Below are 17,777 nucleotides of genomic sequence, written 5' to 3'. Positions count from 1 at the left end.
TAAAAAACTCCTTGAACAAGTAAGCGATGTTATTCGTCTGAAGCATTATTTTTATTTAGTGAGTCGTAACTCACGGTTCGCTTAAATAAAATGCATTGAATCAAATAAAGAGGATAGAATCAAGTCACAGCAATTATTTGCTGGATTGGAGTCAATCAGGAACTAGCTGGGGAAGAATGTAAATCGATTCAGGAATCTTCATCAGATTTAAAATCTGTCTTTGAAGAGAATTAAGAGAACTAATTTCAGTAGAGCCATCAGGATAAAGATACAAAGTTAGATCGCCAAAAGCAGCTAGCAATTGTTCAGCAGTGGGACGAAAAGTAGTGCGCTTGGGATTGCCTGAATAAAGTCCAGGAAGTGATTGCTTTGTCACCGCTAGTTGGCGACGAACCACAAATTCCATCAAGGTAAACAGAGTCAGGGCGATCGTTAGTAAAAACATCAGCCCTCGAATCCGTTCTTCATCTTGAAAATAGATGGGTAAAGCGGGAAGACGACCTCGTTTAAAACGATGAAAACCTCTTTCAGGTTGCCATTGCTCCCGATAAGAGTTAACAGCTTGCTCAAGAGAAAGACGCTGTGAATTAGCATTAGTTACATACAATCTCCAACCAGCGATGGATTGTTGATGGGTGATAGCGGTCTCACAACGTTGATAAGTCAAGGAAAGAGTAGTTTGACGAACACGACGAGAGGGACGATTCTTACTTCCTCGACCAGCACCTTGATAAACTTTTTGATAGCCAATTTTCTTCTCAATCGCAGTTAAGATCTGCCCCGTAACTCGATAACGTTTCAGAATAGTCTCCACTTTGGTTTGTAGAGCTACCTCATCTTGTGGTGGTTTTTTAGCGAGTTTTTCTAGGGCAAGTTCCGCTTTACTCAGACGAGCTGACAAGCTTTTAAGTTGACGCTGTTGTAAAGCATAAGAACAAACCACTAACCATCGTTCTGACCAACGATGCCACTTTTGATGTTCTTTTTCATACCAGAGACTGCCCAACGGAACTTCAAAACCCTTACCAATGGGAGATTCTGACTCGGCTTCGGAGTTGAGACAAATTTCTTGCACTGCTGTTGGTGGATTAGCCACCCATTGCGATAACAGTTTGGGACGAGGCTGATGCATCGCTAGCGGAAAACAGTAAATTCCTCCTTGTTGATTAATTTTCCCCCGATTATTCCAAGTAGAGCCTTTAGAATCGGCGAGAAACAAGAAATCTTTGTGACCAATAATCTCCACCAATTGTTGCCATGTTGGTAGATAATGAGATTCATCTGTTCCATTTCCTGATAATGTAGCTCCCAATAGAGGCATTCCCATGGGGTCGAGAGTAGCTAACATTTGACGATATTGAACCAAATCAGGGCGGCGGTCTTTACTATAACCAAAATTCAGCAAGTTAGTTCCTTCTGTTTCTTTTGTGGGCTGATGATAGACACTAAAACTTGTGGTATCGCTTCTGGCTTTGTCCGTTGGTAATTCATAAGCTCGTATTGTGCTTTGTCCCAATTGAATTGCTACTTTCTCTCGCCCTTGATTTTCCGATGAACCGATGACACTTAATAAGTCAGCTAGTCGGTCATCTGTGGCATCTTTGCCCCCAATGTTCCATCCTGTTGCTATTTCTAAGGTTTGCCGATGTTTTTCTACCCATGGTTCTACGGCACATAATCGATGGTCTGATTGGCTCACTACATAACTTAGAAATAGGACTGATAATTGACCGTAGCTTAATCCTTTTCGATTCCCATGAGGAACAGGTAGCTCTCGATCAATTATTGATGCTATTTCCATTTGCTTTAGCCAATGAATAATTAGAGGAAGATCATCTGCTCTTTCTGAGTTAGTTCCTTTCAAGACGGGTTGGTCTCTCTATTCTTTCAACTTCTTTCTCAGCATACAGTTGAGCTGTTTTATTTTTCTAGCCATCTTTGATTTAAGCGAACCGTGAGTCGTAATATTGCTAGGTTGCAACAAAAATTTGAAAGCTTGGCGATCGCAACTCCTATTAATCTTTTGCTGTGAGAATGTTACCAAGTTTATGCTCAATAAACAGTGAAGCTAGAAACTATTCAGAATTTGAGAATTAGCTTCTATTGCTTAGTACGGAGTTCATAATACGCTTGGACTTCGCCAAATCTTTCCAGTCTTTTTATTTCTTTAAAACCAAGCCTTGCCAATAGCTTTCTAGATTTAAAATTTTTTACTTGTGTTTCAGCAACCACTAATGAACTTCCATTGTTTCTCAGTGCTTCTTGCACCGCTTTAAATGCTAATCCCTGACCTACGTATTCAGGAAGTAATTGGTAGGATAACTCTACCTCTCCTGAATCCACATGTTCTCCGAAAACGACCGTTCCAATTGGACTGTCCTTGACCTCAATAACCCAGTAACTTTTGGGTTTCTGATTCAAAAGAGTAGAAACTCTTTTTTTAGCTTCATTGAAAGGTACTGCACCACCCAAATACTCTCTTACCTCACTATCAGTAAGCAACCTCAATAAAAACTCAAAATCACTATCTGAAAGCTTCCGTAGTTTCATATTTCCATTTAGCGTTACTTGCAGCGTTTAGTTAAATTTTTTTCTAAAGACATTAGAAAATACTCACCATCTTCGCCTACTGCTGTTTCAGTAATTTGCCAACCTATCGCCAAATAAAAATCCACCGCATTTTGGTTTCTGGTAAGACACTTTAACTTAGCGGGTCTATCCATGACATCCAAACAAGTAGTCAATAGCTGATGACCGATTCCTTCCCGTAAACGTCTGGGATGAACATAAAGGAGATGGATAAAGTTCTTTTGTAACCACACCGAGGCAAAGCCAACTAAAATGTTTTGGTCTGAAGCGACAAAGATACTTTCTCCTTCAGTATGTTTATCGAAGTCTAAGAGTTTATAGCCGGAGGTATCTAACCACGAAAATGTATCTCTGCGAGCTAACAGGTATATTTCTCTGAGTGCAGCTAAATCTTGAAGTTTGCAGTGGCGGACTTCAATCATCAAATCTTCGCGCAGGATACCCCCGCTATAGCCCCAAGGATGTAGGGCTTAGCGGTGGGACGGCGTGGAACATGGTCGGGGAACCCGACCGTTTCCGCCTTTGGAATGCGCGCCTCCAATTAGATTTTTTACATTTGATATTGTATAATGTGAAGCATGACCGAACGTGCTTACAAATACAGATTTTTCCCCACTGCCGAGCAAGAGAATCTCTTGCGGCGGACAATGGGGTGTGTGCGCTTGGTATATAACAAGGCTTTGGCTACTCGAACAATCGCTTGGTATGAAAGACAAGAGAGGATCAGCTATAAAGAAACTTCTAGTCTTCTTACTGGGTGGAAAAAGCTTGAGGACTTGGATTTTCTTAATGAGGTTAGCTGTGTACCTTTGCAGCAATGCTTGAGACATCTGCAAAAAGCGTTTGCCAACTTTTGGGGAAAATGTGCCAAGTATCCAAGGTTTAAAGCTAAACGCTATGGTGGTTCGGCAGAATTTACTAAGTCGGCGTTTAACTATCGCAATGGTTCTCTTTGGCTTGCTAAGTGTAAGGAGCCGTTGAATATAGTTTGGTCTAGACTTTTGCCAGATGGATGCGAACCATCTACTGTGACAGTCAAACTTGATCCTAGTGGTCGCTGGTTTGTCTCGATGTTGGTAGATGACTACACGATTGAAACCTTGCCACCAACTAAGAAAAAAGTTGGTATTGATGCGGGTATCTCCAGACTGATAACTACTAGTGATGGCGAAAAGATAGCCAATCCAAAGCATTTTAATCGGCTGTATCAAAAGCTTGCATGTGCGCAAAAGGAATTGAGTCGGAAAACCAAAGGCTCTCTTAACCGATATAAAGCGCGACTTGAGGTAGCTAAAATACACGCCCAAATTAAAGATGCTCGTACCGATTTCCTGCACAAGTTGACTACTGGCTTGGTTCAAGAAAATAGCGTAATTGCTATTGAGGATTTGGCAGTTAGAAACATGGTCAAAAATCACAAGCTGGCTCGCAGCATTAGCGATGCTGCTTGGGGTGAAATGTTTCGTCAACTTGAATACAAATGCGAATGGTACGGGCGGAAGCTGGTCAAAATTGATCGGTTTTTCCCCAGCAGCAAACGATGCAACCATTGCGGGTTTGTCGCTGACAAAATGCCTCTTGATGTTCGTACCTGGGATTGTCCCAGTTGTGGAACTACAGGTATCGATAGAGACATCAACGCTGGGAAAAATATACTCGCCGCAGGGCTTGCGGTGATTGTCTGTGGAGCGGACATAAGACCTGATAACCATAATGTTAAAGGGCAGTTGCGAAAAACCCGTAGGGGAAGGAAACAGAAACCTAAGTCGTGAGTCTTAGGAATCCCCCGCTATAATCTCTGATTTAGCGGCGGGAGGATGTCAATATATGAGTATAGAATTCAACGAATTAGTTAAGCAGCGAATGATAAACTTGACTTTATACTAGTTTTTGTATTTTGCCGTTGCAAGGCAGTGTTATTTGGGTCGAATTCTCTTGTCGTCATTAGCTCTGAAATATTTATCTATAAAAGGCTCAACTATGTTATTCTCCCAAATCTGAAACTCGATGTACTTTTCAAAATCCCCTTCCCAGTAGTGTTCATAATTTCGAGAGTCATCATCACCAGGCATCCCATACTTGTCAATAAAACTTTTAAGTTCGTGAAGCAGAAATATCTTCCCGTGGTAAGGCTTTTTATTGTTGGTTAATGCAATATAACTGTCTGGAAAAGTAAAAGATGTTGTTGCTGAATTCAAATCGCAAATTGGTATTCTAACTTCTATTTGATTTTCAATGAGGTGTTTAAACCAGGTTGATGATCCAAGGACGAAATAAAATGGATATTTCCTGAGCGGATTTCCACCCCGCTCTATGAAAAGACGGCGCAAATTATTCTCAATTTTTTTTCTAGTGCCAATATAATAATTTCCATATCTTCTCTGATAACCAGCATTATTTTTATATCGATCTCTTAGCTCTTGAAATATAGGACTATCTTTACCATTTTCTAGCTCAGATAAAGTCAGGAATGGTTGACGATCTTCCATATGGTAATGAGTGATGAAGCTTGGTATTTTCATGTATTTTCATGCTCGCTCTTATAGGAAAACACTAGAATCAACCGAAAAAAACTCCGTTAACTGGATTAAACGCCATATCATATTCCATGATAAGAAGCATCCCAATGAAATGGGTGGAAAAGAAATTGAAGAATTTCTCAATTATTTAGCATTAGAAACAAATGTAGCTGCATCTAGCCAAAATCAAGCTTTAAATGCATCGTATTATTAATACCTTACAACACAGGTTCGCCATTTTGGCGGCTTTGCGATCGCAATATATTTTGAACTACATTTGCACTATCCGGCGTTCTTTACTATTTCATGTCATAGCCAAACAAATTAGCATCTACTTCAGTTAAATCAATATCCCCTAAACCATATTCTCTCCAACGTCTGCTAACCATTGCTGCTACATCTGCATCAGATTCTAAAGGTTCCCCCCATTCGTGATCGGTTTCCGGGGGGATTTTAGTGGTGGCATCTATACCCATGCGTCCACCCAAGCCAATTTTCTCGCTAGCAAAATCCAGAGTATCAAAGGGAGTATCAGGCAAAATGAAGACATCGCGAGAAGGATCTACTTTGGAACTGATTGCCCAGACTACCTGACGGGGATCGCGAATATTGATATCTTTGTCTACCACAATCACAAACTTAGTGTAGGTAAATTGCGGTAAGGCGCTCCAAAAAGCGAGAGCCGCTCTTCGAGCTTGACCTGGATAAGCTTTATCGATGGAAATAATCGCCGCCTTATAACTCAAAGCTTCCATAGGAAGGAAGAAATCAACAATTTCCGAGACTTGCTGTCTCAATATCGGCGTATAAATTCGATTCAGGGCGATCGCCATCATAGCCTCTTCTTTGGGAGGACGACCGCTAAAGGTAGTTAAATAAATAGGATCTTGACGATGGGTCATGCAATGGAAACGAACTAAGGGAGAATCTTCCACGCCACCGTAATAACCCATGTGATCGCCAAAAGGTCCATCAGGTAGCATTTCTCCTGGGGTGATGGTACCTTCGAGGACAAATTCTGAATCGGCAGGAACTTCTAAATTAACAGTTTTACATTTAGCGAGCTTGACTCCACTACCACCATATAAACCAGCAAATAACCACTCTGATAAATCTACGGGAATGGGCGTAGCTGCTGCCATGATAATCAGCGGATCGACTCCTAGGGCGATCGCAATTTCCAATTTTTTACCTGCTTCCGCTGCTTTTCGCAAATGTCTCGCACCACCACGAACGGAAAGCCAGTGGACGGTCATGGTATTTTTAGACTGTAGCTGTAGACGATATACTCCAACATTGGGTGTACCCGTTTCTACGTCTTTAGTAATTACCAAACCCAAAGTGATGATTTTGCCCGCATCCCCAGAATAAGGTCGAATCATCGGGACTTTATTTAGATCGACCTCTTCTCCTTCCAGTACTACCTGATGACAGGGAGGAAAGAAATCTCGTCCGGGTTTAGCCTTGAGGACATCAAACAGCACTTTACCAAAATCAACAGCTTGGGAAATTTTTTTCGGTGGTTTAGGCTGCTGCAACATAGCTAGCTTAGATCCCAGAGTTTCCAATTCTTCTGGGATTTCCATATTCATGGACCAACAGATACGCTCTACCGTTCCCATCAAGTTGACCGCTACAGGAAATGGCGAACCCTTAACGTTTTCGAATAATAGTCCAGGACCTCCTGCCTGCAACATCCGATTAGAAATCTCGGCAATCTCTAAATCTGGATCTACTAATGCTGAGATACGCCTTAGTTGACCTTTGGTTTCTAAAAGTTTGATAAATCCCCGTAAGTCTCTAGCCATATTAAGAAATATAAAGCGATAATATATTATCTAGTCTAGAAGAGTTGGGGAGCAATCAACAATCTATTTATGAACCAAAAGAGAATTAGCGGTCATCTCCTGACTCATAGCATCAATAATATTGTGTAACGCCTCCATAAAAGCTTGTTCAGAGTCTGAATTTAAAGCATTAAGCAGATAATTTCTACCACCCTGAGGCTGACAAAGAAATTGAAGCACCTGATTTGCATTATTTTGACTGCTCATAAAAATATTTAGTAAATATTATTTATAGATAGGGACGCTTGAAATTATGCATCTTTCATAGATAACATTTCCTCGGCATAATGGCTGATATAAAAGACAAATTAAACTTTTTTGGAGATAATAAATGTTTAAAATGAGCTAAATAATTTTTAATTGGCTTAGATACCACTAAGTATAATCTAGTAAATCGAGTCATAAATCATAAAGTAAAACCAAATTTACTTTTGCTGATTGATAATTTTGATACTAAATCAATTATTGGCGGATAAAAATAAAATTATGCTCGTCAGATGATGCTGCGTCATAAGCATAGCCAGAATCACAAAAATTCTTGATACCTTGAATATTTTGGAGCTGATTTTTGATGATATGGGCTGCCATCATACCCCGTGCTTTTTTGGCATAAAAACTAATAATCTTATACTTGCCGTTTTTCCAATCTTTGAAGATAGGAGTAATAATATTTCCTTGAAGTAATTTGGGTTTTACAGCTTTGAAATATTCATTAGAAGCTAAATTGACTATAGTTTTACTCTGGAGCTGTTCTAATTGCAGATTGATGGCTTGAGTTAATTTGTCCTGCCAATAATCATAGAGGTTATTAGCTGCTAAGTCTTTCAGTTTAGAATGAGCTAATTTGGTACCCATTTCTAAGCGATAGGGTTGAATTAAGTCCAAAGGTTTAAGCAAACCATATAACCCCGATAAAATTCTTAAATGGTCTTGAGCAAAATCAAAGTCTTGCGGTTCAAAACTATCAACATCCAATCCTTGATAGACATCCCCCTTAAAGGCTAGTAAAGCTTGTTTAGCATTAGTATTATCAAAAGATGGTTGCCAAGTCTGATATCGGGATGCATTAAGTTCTCCTAGTTTGTCACTAATTTTCATCAGAGAGGAAATTTCGGTTGCCGATAACTGACGTAGTTGCTCGACTAAAGTTGTAGTTTCTGATAAAAAATCTGGTTGAGTAAAGTGGTCAATACTGGGTGAACTTTCAAAGTCGAGGGTTTTTGCTGGAGAAATTAATATAAGCACAAGCTTTGTAGAGGATACAAATGGTAATACTGTTTAAAATTTGATCATAATTCGGAATTAAGATTTCAATTTTACCAAAGCAAGCGTAAAGCGGCAGAGCCGCAGCTATAAGCTGTAAGCTGTAAGCTGTAAGCCAATTAGAAGAGGCTTTAACCTCTCCTAATTGTAGACCACCAAACTTCGTTTGCTGGGGGCATTAAACCCGATAGCTATAAGCTGTTAGCCGTTTACCAAGCGTAAACTTTAGAGCTTAAAGCTTAAGGCTTAGAGCTTAAAGCTTTTTAAGGTAAAGCACAGTTCTTAAGAGGATCTTTGTTCCTAGAATCACCGTACCTTTTAGGGCGGTGAGTATGTCACATAATTATCTAGCGATCGCCTGATGCATTTTATTGACCGTTACAGTCTGCAGTAACTGGATTAGTAGGTTTATGCCATTCTTCTTGGAGCCAGTCACGAACAAAAAGACCCATTTTTTTACCTCCCAAGACTCGATCATTTTTATCGGCTAACCTGGGGGAACAATAGTGGTCATAAGTCCAAACTGTCCAGTTAATCTGAGGACGCATACTTAAAAATTCTTTCATTGGTTGACCAAATTCTGCGGTTGTTGCTCGACCAAATTCCCATTCCGCATCTGCTTGCCAACCAAATTCTGTAATAAAAATGGGAACCCTGTCAGCTGCTTTACCGAATACTTCTTCCCAATCGTAATCCTGACCCATCTCCCTCGGCCAACTTTCCTTCATTCCTTGATAAGTGTGATTAACATAAGCGAGATTGCTGCCGCGAAATGGATACTGGGGAGCAAATTGGGTAATTTGAGCCCACAGAGGAGAACTAATCAGAATAATATTTCTCGGTGCTTGTTCCCGAATTAAATCTACCCATTTTTGAGCCTTAGCACGCCAGTTAAGCCAATTTTCTGGGGTTACTAGTTTAGGATAGCCAGGCTCATTGTAGAGTTCAAAAATGACATTGGAGTAATTACTAAATCGAGGTGCCATATAATTCCAAAAGGCCTTCGTTTTTTGCTCCATTTCTGGCGATCGCCAATCTGCTCCTTCTTCTCCGTCTACTGGATGCCAATCAATAATACAGTAAACTCTTTGTTGAACACATTCCTCTACTCCAGCTTTTAAAGCTTGATAAACTTCTTCTAAGCTAAAATTATCCAAGTGATAATCCTTAATTGGTAGACGTAGTAAATTAGGATACCAACCTTTAACACCGTTAGTTACTTTAGGGATTTTTTGGGCAAAGTCTGGCAAAACCTTTTCTCCCCATTCACTATTAAAACCACAGAAACTCATCCCTCTCAAGGTCACGGGATTACCTGCTTCATCTTTGATCCATTTTCCATCTGCTTGAAGCCACGGTAGATTCCCGACCAGATCACATGATGTTGGCTGCTGTAGACGATCTTGATGATTAGAGTTAAGTAATTGGGTATTTTGAGCTATTGCTGGAGAAAATATCAACTTAACAATAGGTGAACTTTTCGTCAAAAACAATATAGATAATAAAGCGATCGCTAGAGCAATTAAGCTCAGCTTTTTGAGATTTTTGAAATTAAAGTGAAGCATAACTTTTAAACTACCCTTTAACGATCGCCCCAAAATCCGCTAATATCCTGGCATGATTACGGAGTAAACCCAGTAAATTCAAGCGGTTGCGCTTGATGTCAGGATTCTCCGCCATAACTAAGACGCTATTTTCGCCATCAAAAAAGTTACTCACAGCCGGGGCAATTTTAGCTAGGCTATCTACTAATAGTTGATAATTTCGTTGCTCTTGAGAAGCCTCAGTTTGCGGTAGTAACTCTAACAATGCTGCATACAATTCCTGTTCCGAAGACTGCTCGAATAATTTTGGGTTAACCACTTCTTTGGGGTCTAACGTTTGGGTATCCAGGTCTCCTTTAGCTGCTAAACGAGTAGAACGATTTATAGTTTCATAAATTTCGTTTAGCTGACCATTATCGCGAATTTCTTGCAGAAATAAAGCGCGATCGCGTACATCCAGTAAATCTTCTAAAGCTCGCTCAGCATACTCAGCATCGTTTTCGCCAATAATTGCATTGACCAAATCATAATCAATATTTTTCTCGTCCTGTAATAGGGTGCGAATCCGTTGAATGAAGAATTCTTGTAAAGTGGTGACAGGAGATTGGCGGTCAGGATGAGCCGAGACAAAATCAGCTGCACCCTGTTCAATTAGCTGGTTTAAATTAATTTCTAAATTGGCATCCCAAGTAATATTTAGGATTCCGTTAGCTGCACGACGTAGAGCAAAAGGATCGGAGGAACCACTGGGAATCATGCCTAAACCAAAAATACCGATTAAGGTATCCAAGCGATCGGCTAAACCGACTACTTGACCATTTAAGGTCGTAGGCATCAAATCATCTGCCCCCCTCGGTAAATAATGCTCAAAAATACCTTTGGCTACCGTGGGAGACTCACCACTGACGACAGCATATTTTTCTCCCATTACTCCCTGCAATTCAGGAAACTCATAGACCATTTGCGTAACTAAGTCCGCTTTGCAAAGGAGAGCGGTACTTTCGATTTCACTTTGCTGTTCTTCATTAGTATTAAGTTGTTCGGCAATAATCTTAGCCGTATCGATAATTCGATCTACCTTATCTCGCATAGTACCTAAATCTTCTTGAAAAGTTACTGTTTCCAGTTGCGGTAGATAAGTATCTAAGTGTTCATCACAATCAGCATGGTAGAAGAATTGAGCATCGGCTAATCTGGCACGAATCACTCTCCCGTTACCTTCAGCAATCAGTTCTTTTTTCTGGGGGTCGCCGTTGGAAATAGTAATAAAGTTAGGTAGGAGAGTATTCTGGTCTTTGCCGTCTTGTCTATAAACAGGAAAATAACGTTGATGGCTAACCATGACTGTAGTAATCACTTCAGTTGGTAGCTTAAGAAATTCGGCTTCAAACTTTCCTGTTACTGCCGTCGGATACTCCACCAAATTAACAACTTCTGCCAACAAATCAGGATATATTTCGGCTTTTCCTGCAAGATTATTGGCTTCGGCAATTATTTCTGCTTGTATTTTCTCTTTTCGGACTCTAGAATCTACATCTACGTAGGCTGTGCGCAGAGTTGACACGTAATCTGTAGCGTGGGGAATAGTGACCTGCTCGGGATATAAAACACGATGTCCACGGGATAAGCGATCGCTACTAATAGTTTCTGAGCCGTTAACCAACTCTAAGGGTAAAACTTCACGCTCCCATAATGCCACCAGCCAACGAATTGGACGGGGAAAACGTAAATCACCATCACCCCAGCGCATAAAGCGTTTCCCTTCTAAGCGAGTAATCCATTGGGGACAAAGCTCTTGTAAAATCGCTTGAGTACTGCGTCCTTTAATTTGTTTTTGGATAAAGACAAATTCTCCTTTCGGGGTCGGGCGAATTTCTAAGTCATCTAAACTTACCCCTTGCTTACGGGCAAAACCCTCTGCTGCTTTAGTGGGTTCACCATCTTTAAATGCTGCTTTGACAGGAGGTCCTTTCACTTCTTCTTCTCGGTCTGCTTGTTGACTGGGAAGATTTTTGATCAGTACGGCTAAACGGCGAGGAGTTGCATAATACTCAATCTTAGTAAAACTCAAAAACTCCTCGGACAGGCTAGCAGGGATTTTGGCTTGCCATTGTGCGATCGCGCTACTCACAAAATCTGCGGGTAATTCTTCTGTACCTACTTCTAATAAAAAATTAGCCATAAAAGAGTTTAACTTAATGCCGTACAGTTAAATCAGGATAGCAGTTTTCGGCGTTCAAGTGCGGATCAAATTATGCAACTAAATTACTTCTGAGGTTAGAGAAGTAGTTTGATTTAACTACAATAACCAGTTTCATTAATTTCAAGTTAGGAAATGATTAAAATTTATACAAAATTTCACTACACATTTGAAGATCTTGCTGCATAATAGTAGACGGCACTATGGGTGGAGTTTGACGTGCAAACAAAACACTTTCAACCGCTACATATAGTATATAGCCTCTATATCTAAATAATTGATTAGTACCTGTAATGAAACGATCTACTGTCGAACAAGCAGCCCAAACTAGACATTTGCTGCTAACTAAACTTAGAGAACATCAAACCCCAATCAGTTTACAAGAGTTAGGGCTTAACTTAGGTGGCGATACCGTCTTGTCCCAACGAACTCTCAAAGAAGCTGCTTGGCAATTGGTTGAAGAAGGCAAAGCCAAGTTTAATTCTACCTGGGATTTAGAAATTATGTGAATTTTGAGGTAATTACGGCTAATAAATTTGTGAGGGCGTACTATCGAGATGACAGTACGTCTTTATATTTAGTGTTGAATATTTATGTTGGAAAGAGATCAAAGACAACATAATCCCTTCGGTAATCGAGGCGATAAGCCAGGAGACAGTCGCAAATCTTTTCAGGTTGATCGCGATCGCATTCTCTATTCTTCGGCATTTCGACGTTTGGCACAGATTACCCAAGTAGTTACCGCCCAAGAAGGTCATGTATTTCATAATCGGTTAACCCATTCTCTCAAAGTAGCGCAAGTGGCTCGGAGATTAGCTGAAAGACTGGTTGCTGAACAGCCAAAGGTAGCCGAGGCGATCGGCGGAATCGATCCTGACGTAGTTGAAGCAGCGGCACTATCCCATGATTTGGGACATCCGCCTTTTGGTCATACGGCAGAAGAAGAATTAGATGCTTGCGCTCAGAAAGCGGGTTTAGCTGATGGCTTTGAGGGTAATGCTCAATCCTTCCGTATTTTGACACGATTAGCAATTCATCGCATTGATTATTATGGTCTAAATTTGACTAGAGCGACTCTCAATGCCATTTTGAAATATCCTTGGCTGCGATCGCCAGACATAAAATCTAAACAACATCGTAAGTATTCTATCTATAACTCAGATCGGGAAGCTTTTAATTTTGCCCGACCCGAATCGAATGCTTATCAGTCAATCGAAGCTAGCATCATGGATTTTGCTGACGATATCACTTACAGTGTTCACGATTTAGAAGATTTTTATTTAGCTGGTTTAATTCCCTTAGAGCTTTTGGCAACGGATTGGGACGAATTAGATCGCTTTGTCAGCCAATGGCTGCGGGAGTTTCCCCATAACCGTGTAGCAAGAGTAGTAAAAGCTAATCCCCATCGTTTTCAAAACTTTCTCGATGCTACTTACAACCTCAAAGGACAATATCCCCCTGGGTCTTTTGAACAAAAAGCTCAAATCAAACGAATTAGTTCGCAATTAATTCAAACTTATATTCATTCAGTACAGCTAAGCACCAAATACGGCGATCGCGGGCACTTAAAATATAATCTTCAGCGAGAAGAAGAACTCAAATTTCTTCAGCGGATTGTCTGGTCTTATGTAATTTCTAATCCCCGTTTAGCTACTCAAAGATACGGTCAAAAAAGGATTATTAGAACCTTATTTGAAATTTATCTCGAAGCCATTCGCGATCGCGACTTAAGTTTTATTCCAGCTCGTTTTGTCAGAGAATTCTTAGAAATTGAAGAAAATTCTCTTAGCGCAACTCAGATTGAGCAAGAAAAAACCCGTATGGCAGTCGATATTGTCTCAGGATTGAGTGAAGCTGAAGCTGTAGTTCAATATCGTCGTTTGATCGGCATTAGTCAAGGCTCTTTCCTGGATAATTGGAATTGATTGGTACGCTTAATGTTGATTAATGATGCATTATTATGAACTATTTTGTTAGTAATTCATTCTTCAAAACTAGATTTATTTCTGGGGGAACTTTCCCCCAGACCCCACTCTCGCGCATTCCCTTGCGTCTTACGCCGACGCGGGGTCGCTCGCCAGTTGGGGAAGTGACGGCTTCCCCAAGCCCCTTCGTAACTAAAGTTTAGTTAAAATATCTGTTTTGCTAGCTAATTTTACTTGAAATGGCGAGTTTGATTCACATGAGGCTTTTGGTATAAGTTGCAATCAAAATTGATACACAATAGTTATATATGAAACAAGAAAGTCAAAAGAACATCACCAGCACTATTTACTGAATAGGCTAAAAGCTAAAAGCTAAAAGCTAAAAACCGTTTAATGCGAACGTAGCAAATTCACATCAGACTTATAAGTGTCTGATCGGGAGACAAGATGATGGAAAATTTTAATGAGTACCATTTAGACCCAGAGCAATTTCCTTTTCTTCAATCTTTTCAGGAGCACTGGCAAGAAATTCGAGATGAGTTTACCAGCTTCCTCAAAAATGCATCTGATGAGGAGTTAGACTTCACCTACGATGTTTTGGGACCTAAAAGTGCAACCATCAAAACTAAAGGGAAGAAGAAATACTCAGCCTTCGGGATTTTATTTCAAGGTATCTTGATTGAAAAGTATATTCAATTGCATCAAATAAAATATCCAGATTACAATTCTAATGATGCAGCAGCTAAAGCCTTGGCATTAAGAGAAAAATATTTTCCCAATTTAACTAAAGCGATCGCCAAGGTGAATTCAGTCGAAGACAATATTGTCAGAAACGTTTATTTTGGTACTTTTCATCCAGGCTTAGATATTAAGCTTCATGTCAACTATAATCCCCATATGAATCGTGGCTATTTAGGGTTGATCGTCCCCCAAGGAGATGTGGCGATGAAAATCTGTCATGACAAGCTCTATTGGCATGAAGGAAAATTTATGATTTTGGATCATAGTTATCCTCATTGTCCCCACAATTACACCAACTATGACAGAACTGTTTTAATTGTCGACTTTTTTAAACCAGATTGGTCACGGGAGAAAGCAATTCAATTTGAAACAGAACAAGTCAGCCAAAGAATGCAAGATAATCCTCACAGTTTAGGCGTTTTTGGTCAAAGCGATCGCGCCAAGCAAGAAGATTTTATTAAGTATGGTTTAGCTCATCAACTTGAGTGGGATAAAGCTTTAGGTTAAACAAGCTCTTAGCCATAAGCTGTTAGCTTTTAGCTATTGTTTAAGTTAGAGCAGCAAGGAAAGTCTAGTAAATGAATGTCACAACCTACAAAAAGCTAGTTTGCCAGCAATTCGCTCAAGATTTTCAATCTGCCGTCACCATAGTCGAAAACCCTCTGGTTCAACCTGCTGCTAACGAAATCCTCATTCGTAATAAATTTGCAGGTATCAATAGTGGTTTTGACACCTTACTCTGTCAAGGTAAGGTTCCCTATGTAAACTTAACTCCTCCTTTTGATTTAGGTGTAGAAGCTGTAGGGGAAGTTGTAGCTGTGGGAGAGGATGTCCAAAATTTTCAAGTTGGAGATGCGGTGGTAACTACTATTCGAGGAGGAGGTTATCGAGAATACCAAGCGATCGATGCTCAACTTGCCTTCAAAGTTCGTTCGGCAATACCAGAAGTGTTAACCTTAATGCCCACAGGGATATCAGCTTTAGTAGCCCTGGAACAGGTAGGACAGATGACCAGTGATGAAGTTGTGCTGGTAACAGCAGCAGCAGGAGGAACAGGACATATTGCAGTTCAGTTGGCAAAGTTAGCAGGTAATCATGTCATTGGTACTTGTGGCTCTGAAACCAAGGAAAAATTGCTGCAAAAATTAGGATGCGATCGCATTATTAACTACCGCCAGGAAAGCCTCGATCAAGTCCTAAAACAGGAATATCCTCAAGGTATCAACTTAGTTTTTGATTGTGTAGGTAAACAAGTTTTTGATGCCTGTCTGGAAAACTTAGCAATTCAGGGGCGTTTAGTTATCGTTGGTTATATTGCTGAATATGGCAAAGAATTGGAAAAAGTCACCCAACCCCGTATTTATCAGCAGATTTTTTGGAAAGCTGCCTCTGTCCGTGGTTTTTTGATGCCTCTCTATCAAGAATATGCGACCGAAGCAGGCGATCGCCTGTTAAATTGGTTTTACTCTGGCAAACTTCAAGTTGCTGTCGATCCCACACAGTTTCATGGTATAAAATCTATTCCTACTGCTGTCCAATACTTACTCAGTGGTCAAAATTGTGGAAAAGTAGTAGTTAGGTACAAGTAGTTTTTGCTGTCTAGTCGAGGAGTTACTAATGACAGAAAGTTCAGAAAATACTTTAAAGGTTGCTCACCAAGCATTTGCCAACTTACAGCATGGTTTGTCAACAGGGGACTGGAATCCTATGCTAGATCTACTCACAGAAGACTTTACTTTTTGGTTTCCAGTGGGACCATATCATGGATTAAATGAGGGCAAAGCAAAAGCTCAAGATTTTTTTCAATACGTCTCGGAAGTTTTTGAGCAATCAATTAAATTGACCAGTCTAGATCGCGTTACCCACAATGAGACAACGGTTGTATTTGAATTCAGAGATGAAGGAAGGATGTGGCAAGAACCCTATAAGAATCGGATCGCCGTCTCCTTTGATGTACGAGGAGACAAAATTTGCGGCTATCGAGAATATTTTGGCAGCGATGGTAAATCTAATTGATGACACGCCCTAATCAAATAATTTGCAAACTAAATTTGTTTCAAAGTTGCGATAAGTTTGGTTAAAGTGTTTTGTGCAGTCTATTTCAGTCTTATAGAATTGCTTTAAAGTTTAAAGTAATACGTATATTCGCATATTAACTTCAAAAAACACCTCAATTATCAAAATTATGAAACTATCTCAGTCTGTCAAACTGTTCACAGCTATATCTCTGAGCTTGAGTGCGATCGCTCCTTTTCAAGCAGCTAGCGCTACTGAATTTGATGAATTTGCTGTGGATCAAAGTCAATTTGTAGCTGTTGCAGTTCCTTATAATTACCGAAGATTCAAGTTGGCAATTATTGAACAAGTTCCTGGACAGCAAGCTTGTTGGCGTGAGTCTGGTAATAATCCTACGACCATAGATTTATTGCTACTCAATTTTGACCATACCAAGAGTTGTCGTAAAGCAGTAGATACAAACGGTTACTCGTTAAGATTTAATGGCAAAGATGACAAAGTAGAATATACGCTAAATTTAATTAACAATAATGGACAATTAGAATTAATAGCCGATCACCAAGATCCCCAAAGACCGGATTTAGTTATCGGACGTACAAATGGTGTAGTAGAAGCTCCGATGAAAATTGTACTCGATCCTAATTGGCAGTTTACTAAGCGTCTTTACCAGGGCAGTGCAATTCAGCATATTTATATGAGTAATAACCCCAATCCCCAAGTATTAGGGAATGTGGCTACCGCACCCACTGCGAACCCTCCAGCCCAAACCAATCCTGTTCAAGTAGGTACACCCCAAACCCAACCTGTGCCAACACAACAACCCGTTGCTAATCAGCCTACTCCTGCTCAAACTCCTACGACTTCGGTGGAAGGTTTAATTACTAATATTTTGACTCCTTTAAGTCAGGCTGTTTATAACACTTATAATGATATGTTTACGTCTACTCCTACTAATCCCCAATCCCCGCCAAATACTAGTAATTAAATTAGTAATTTAATCTAATAGTTAACTAGATAGATGAAGTTTTTGTGTTAAAAGCTTCATTTTTTGTCTTTCAGAAAATTTTTGTTGGACTCTATAAATTTTTTTAGATCTTTGCTCTAGCTAAAAGCTAGTCTTTTACACTCCAATA

Annotated in this window: 17 protein-coding genes; 8 read left to right on the top strand and 9 right to left on the bottom strand. The window is 40.0% G+C overall.

The window, feature by feature from the left end:
* Positions 1 to 151: 151 nt before the first annotated feature.
* The 3 genes from PLEUR7319_RS0116460 to PLEUR7319_RS35715 form a co-directional block, all read right to left on the bottom strand.
* Complete coding sequence (locus tag PLEUR7319_RS0116460; RefSeq protein ID WP_019503630.1) at positions 152 to 1,864, bottom strand: IS1634 family transposase; 1,713 nt, start codon at positions 1,862 to 1,864, stop codon at positions 152 to 154.
* A gap of 236 nt (positions 1,865 to 2,100) precedes the next feature.
* Complete coding sequence (locus tag PLEUR7319_RS38260) at positions 2,101 to 2,550, bottom strand: GNAT family N-acetyltransferase (protein ID WP_019506319.1); 450 nt, start codon at positions 2,548 to 2,550, stop codon at positions 2,101 to 2,103.
* A gap of 14 nt (positions 2,551 to 2,564) precedes the next feature.
* Entirely contained in the window at positions 2,565 to 3,011 is a 447-nt protein-coding gene (locus PLEUR7319_RS35715; RefSeq protein ID WP_019506318.1) for a GNAT family N-acetyltransferase, read from the bottom strand.
* 156 nt (positions 3,012 to 3,167) lie between these two features.
* Between PLEUR7319_RS35715 and PLEUR7319_RS0116445 the strand changes: the two genes are divergently transcribed.
* Positions 3,168 to 4,361 (top strand): RNA-guided endonuclease TnpB family protein, encoded by a 1,194-nt coding sequence (locus PLEUR7319_RS0116445; protein WP_019506317.1) that lies wholly within the window; start codon positions 3,168 to 3,170, stop codon positions 4,359 to 4,361.
* A 144-nt stretch (positions 4,362 to 4,505) separates the two neighbouring features.
* On the opposite strand, the gene PLEUR7319_RS0116440 is transcribed toward PLEUR7319_RS0116445, so the two are convergent.
* Entirely contained in the window at positions 4,506 to 5,078 is a 573-nt protein-coding gene (locus tag PLEUR7319_RS0116440; RefSeq protein ID WP_144054326.1) for a hypothetical protein, read from the bottom strand.
* A 13-nt stretch (positions 5,079 to 5,091) separates the two neighbouring features.
* On the opposite strand from PLEUR7319_RS0116440, the gene PLEUR7319_RS35710 reads away from it, so the two are divergent.
* Complete coding sequence (locus tag PLEUR7319_RS35710) at positions 5,092 to 5,322, top strand: site-specific integrase (protein WP_083892498.1); 231 nt, start codon at positions 5,092 to 5,094, stop codon at positions 5,320 to 5,322.
* A gap of 85 nt (positions 5,323 to 5,407) precedes the next feature.
* Here PLEUR7319_RS35710 and PLEUR7319_RS0116430 read toward each other — a convergent pair whose 3' ends face one another.
* The 5 genes from PLEUR7319_RS0116430 to glyS form a co-directional block, all read right to left on the bottom strand.
* Positions 5,408 to 6,916, bottom strand: a complete 1,509-nt coding sequence (locus tag PLEUR7319_RS0116430) for a UbiD family decarboxylase (protein WP_019506314.1) — start codon at positions 6,914 to 6,916, stop codon at positions 5,408 to 5,410.
* 63 nt (positions 6,917 to 6,979) lie between these two features.
* Positions 6,980 to 7,162, bottom strand: coding sequence for a hypothetical protein (locus PLEUR7319_RS0116425; protein WP_019506313.1), 183 nt, complete (start codon positions 7,160 to 7,162; stop codon positions 6,980 to 6,982).
* 255 nt (positions 7,163 to 7,417) lie between these two features.
* On the bottom strand, positions 7,418 to 8,200 hold the full coding sequence (gene yaaA, locus PLEUR7319_RS0116420) for a peroxide stress protein YaaA (RefSeq protein ID WP_019506312.1): 783 nt from the start codon (positions 8,198 to 8,200) through the stop codon (positions 7,418 to 7,420).
* A 386-nt stretch (positions 8,201 to 8,586) separates the two neighbouring features.
* A complete protein-coding gene (locus PLEUR7319_RS0116415; protein ID WP_019506311.1) occupies positions 8,587 to 9,783 on the bottom strand; it encodes a glycoside hydrolase family 5 protein in 1,197 nt (398 codons plus the stop codon).
* Positions 9,784 to 9,793: 10 nt separating this feature from the next.
* Complete coding sequence (glyS, locus tag PLEUR7319_RS0116410) at positions 9,794 to 11,944, bottom strand: glycine--tRNA ligase subunit beta (RefSeq protein ID WP_019506310.1); 2,151 nt, start codon at positions 11,942 to 11,944, stop codon at positions 9,794 to 9,796.
* A gap of 311 nt (positions 11,945 to 12,255) precedes the next feature.
* Between glyS and PLEUR7319_RS0116405 the strand changes: the two genes are divergently transcribed.
* The 6 genes from PLEUR7319_RS0116405 to PLEUR7319_RS35705 all read left to right on the top strand — a co-directional run bounded on the left by PLEUR7319_RS0116405 (position 12,256) and on the right by PLEUR7319_RS35705 (position 17,629).
* Positions 12,256 to 12,471, top strand: coding sequence for a hypothetical protein (locus tag PLEUR7319_RS0116405; RefSeq protein ID WP_019506309.1), 216 nt, complete (start codon positions 12,256 to 12,258; stop codon positions 12,469 to 12,471).
* 84 nt (positions 12,472 to 12,555) lie between these two features.
* Positions 12,556 to 13,887: a deoxyguanosinetriphosphate triphosphohydrolase family protein gene (locus PLEUR7319_RS0116400; RefSeq protein ID WP_019506308.1), complete on the top strand. Its 1,332-nt coding sequence runs from the start codon at positions 12,556 to 12,558 to the stop codon at positions 13,885 to 13,887.
* Between the two features lie 450 nt (positions 13,888 to 14,337).
* Positions 14,338 to 15,135, top strand: coding sequence for an aspartyl/asparaginyl beta-hydroxylase domain-containing protein (locus tag PLEUR7319_RS0116395; protein ID WP_019506307.1), 798 nt, complete (start codon positions 14,338 to 14,340; stop codon positions 15,133 to 15,135).
* Between the two features lie 71 nt (positions 15,136 to 15,206).
* Positions 15,207 to 16,217: a zinc-binding dehydrogenase gene (locus PLEUR7319_RS0116390; protein WP_019506306.1), complete on the top strand. Its 1,011-nt coding sequence runs from the start codon at positions 15,207 to 15,209 to the stop codon at positions 16,215 to 16,217.
* Positions 16,218 to 16,245: 28 nt separating this feature from the next.
* Complete coding sequence (locus tag PLEUR7319_RS0116385) at positions 16,246 to 16,644, top strand: nuclear transport factor 2 family protein (RefSeq protein ID WP_019506305.1); 399 nt, start codon at positions 16,246 to 16,248, stop codon at positions 16,642 to 16,644.
* A 169-nt stretch (positions 16,645 to 16,813) separates the two neighbouring features.
* Entirely contained in the window at positions 16,814 to 17,629 is an 816-nt protein-coding gene (locus PLEUR7319_RS35705) for a DUF3747 domain-containing protein (protein WP_019506304.1), read from the top strand.
* Positions 17,630 to 17,777: the final 148 nt, after the last annotated feature.

The organism is Pleurocapsa sp. PCC 7319 (genome assembly GCF_000332195.1).
Classification (GTDB): domain Bacteria; phylum Cyanobacteriota; class Cyanobacteriia; order Cyanobacteriales; family Xenococcaceae; genus Waterburya.
Note: the sequence above shows the minus strand (reverse complement) of the source record. Positions and strands in the feature narration are given on the sequence as shown.

What these genes read in the sequence shown, in the direction of transcription:
- PLEUR7319_RS38260 (WP_019506319.1), bottom strand. Translation starts at nt 2,550, where the DNA reads ATGAAACTACGGAAGCTTTCAGATAGTGATTTTGAGTTTTTATTGAGG.
- PLEUR7319_RS35715 (WP_019506318.1), bottom strand. Translation starts at nt 3,011, where the DNA reads ATGATTGAAGTCCGCCACTGCAAACTTCAAGATTTAGCTGCACTCAGA.
- PLEUR7319_RS0116445 (WP_019506317.1), top strand. Translation starts at nt 3,168, where the DNA reads ATGACCGAACGTGCTTACAAATACAGATTTTTCCCCACTGCCGAGCAA.
- PLEUR7319_RS0116440 (WP_144054326.1), bottom strand. Translation starts at nt 5,078, where the DNA reads ATGGAAGATCGTCAACCATTCCTGACTTTATCTGAGCTAGAAAATGGT.
- PLEUR7319_RS35710 (WP_083892498.1), top strand. Translation starts at nt 5,092, where the DNA reads ATGAAGCTTGGTATTTTCATGTATTTTCATGCTCGCTCTTATAGGAAA.
- PLEUR7319_RS0116430 (WP_019506314.1), bottom strand. Translation starts at nt 6,916, where the DNA reads ATGGCTAGAGACTTACGGGGATTTATCAAACTTTTAGAAACCAAAGGT.
- PLEUR7319_RS0116425 (WP_019506313.1), bottom strand. Translation starts at nt 7,162, where the DNA reads ATGAGCAGTCAAAATAATGCAAATCAGGTGCTTCAATTTCTTTGTCAG.
- PLEUR7319_RS0116415 (WP_019506311.1), bottom strand. Translation starts at nt 9,783, where the DNA reads ATGCTTCACTTTAATTTCAAAAATCTCAAAAAGCTGAGCTTAATTGCT.
- glyS (WP_019506310.1), bottom strand. Translation starts at nt 11,944, where the DNA reads ATGGCTAATTTTTTATTAGAAGTAGGTACAGAAGAATTACCCGCAGAT.
- PLEUR7319_RS0116405 (WP_019506309.1), top strand. Translation starts at nt 12,256, where the DNA reads ATGAAACGATCTACTGTCGAACAAGCAGCCCAAACTAGACATTTGCTG.
- PLEUR7319_RS0116400 (WP_019506308.1), top strand. Translation starts at nt 12,556, where the DNA reads ATGTTGGAAAGAGATCAAAGACAACATAATCCCTTCGGTAATCGAGGC.
- PLEUR7319_RS0116395 (WP_019506307.1), top strand. Translation starts at nt 14,338, where the DNA reads ATGGAAAATTTTAATGAGTACCATTTAGACCCAGAGCAATTTCCTTTT.
- PLEUR7319_RS0116390 (WP_019506306.1), top strand. Translation starts at nt 15,207, where the DNA reads ATGAATGTCACAACCTACAAAAAGCTAGTTTGCCAGCAATTCGCTCAA.
- PLEUR7319_RS0116385 (WP_019506305.1), top strand. Translation starts at nt 16,246, where the DNA reads ATGACAGAAAGTTCAGAAAATACTTTAAAGGTTGCTCACCAAGCATTT.
- PLEUR7319_RS35705 (WP_019506304.1), top strand. Translation starts at nt 16,814, where the DNA reads ATGAAACTATCTCAGTCTGTCAAACTGTTCACAGCTATATCTCTGAGC.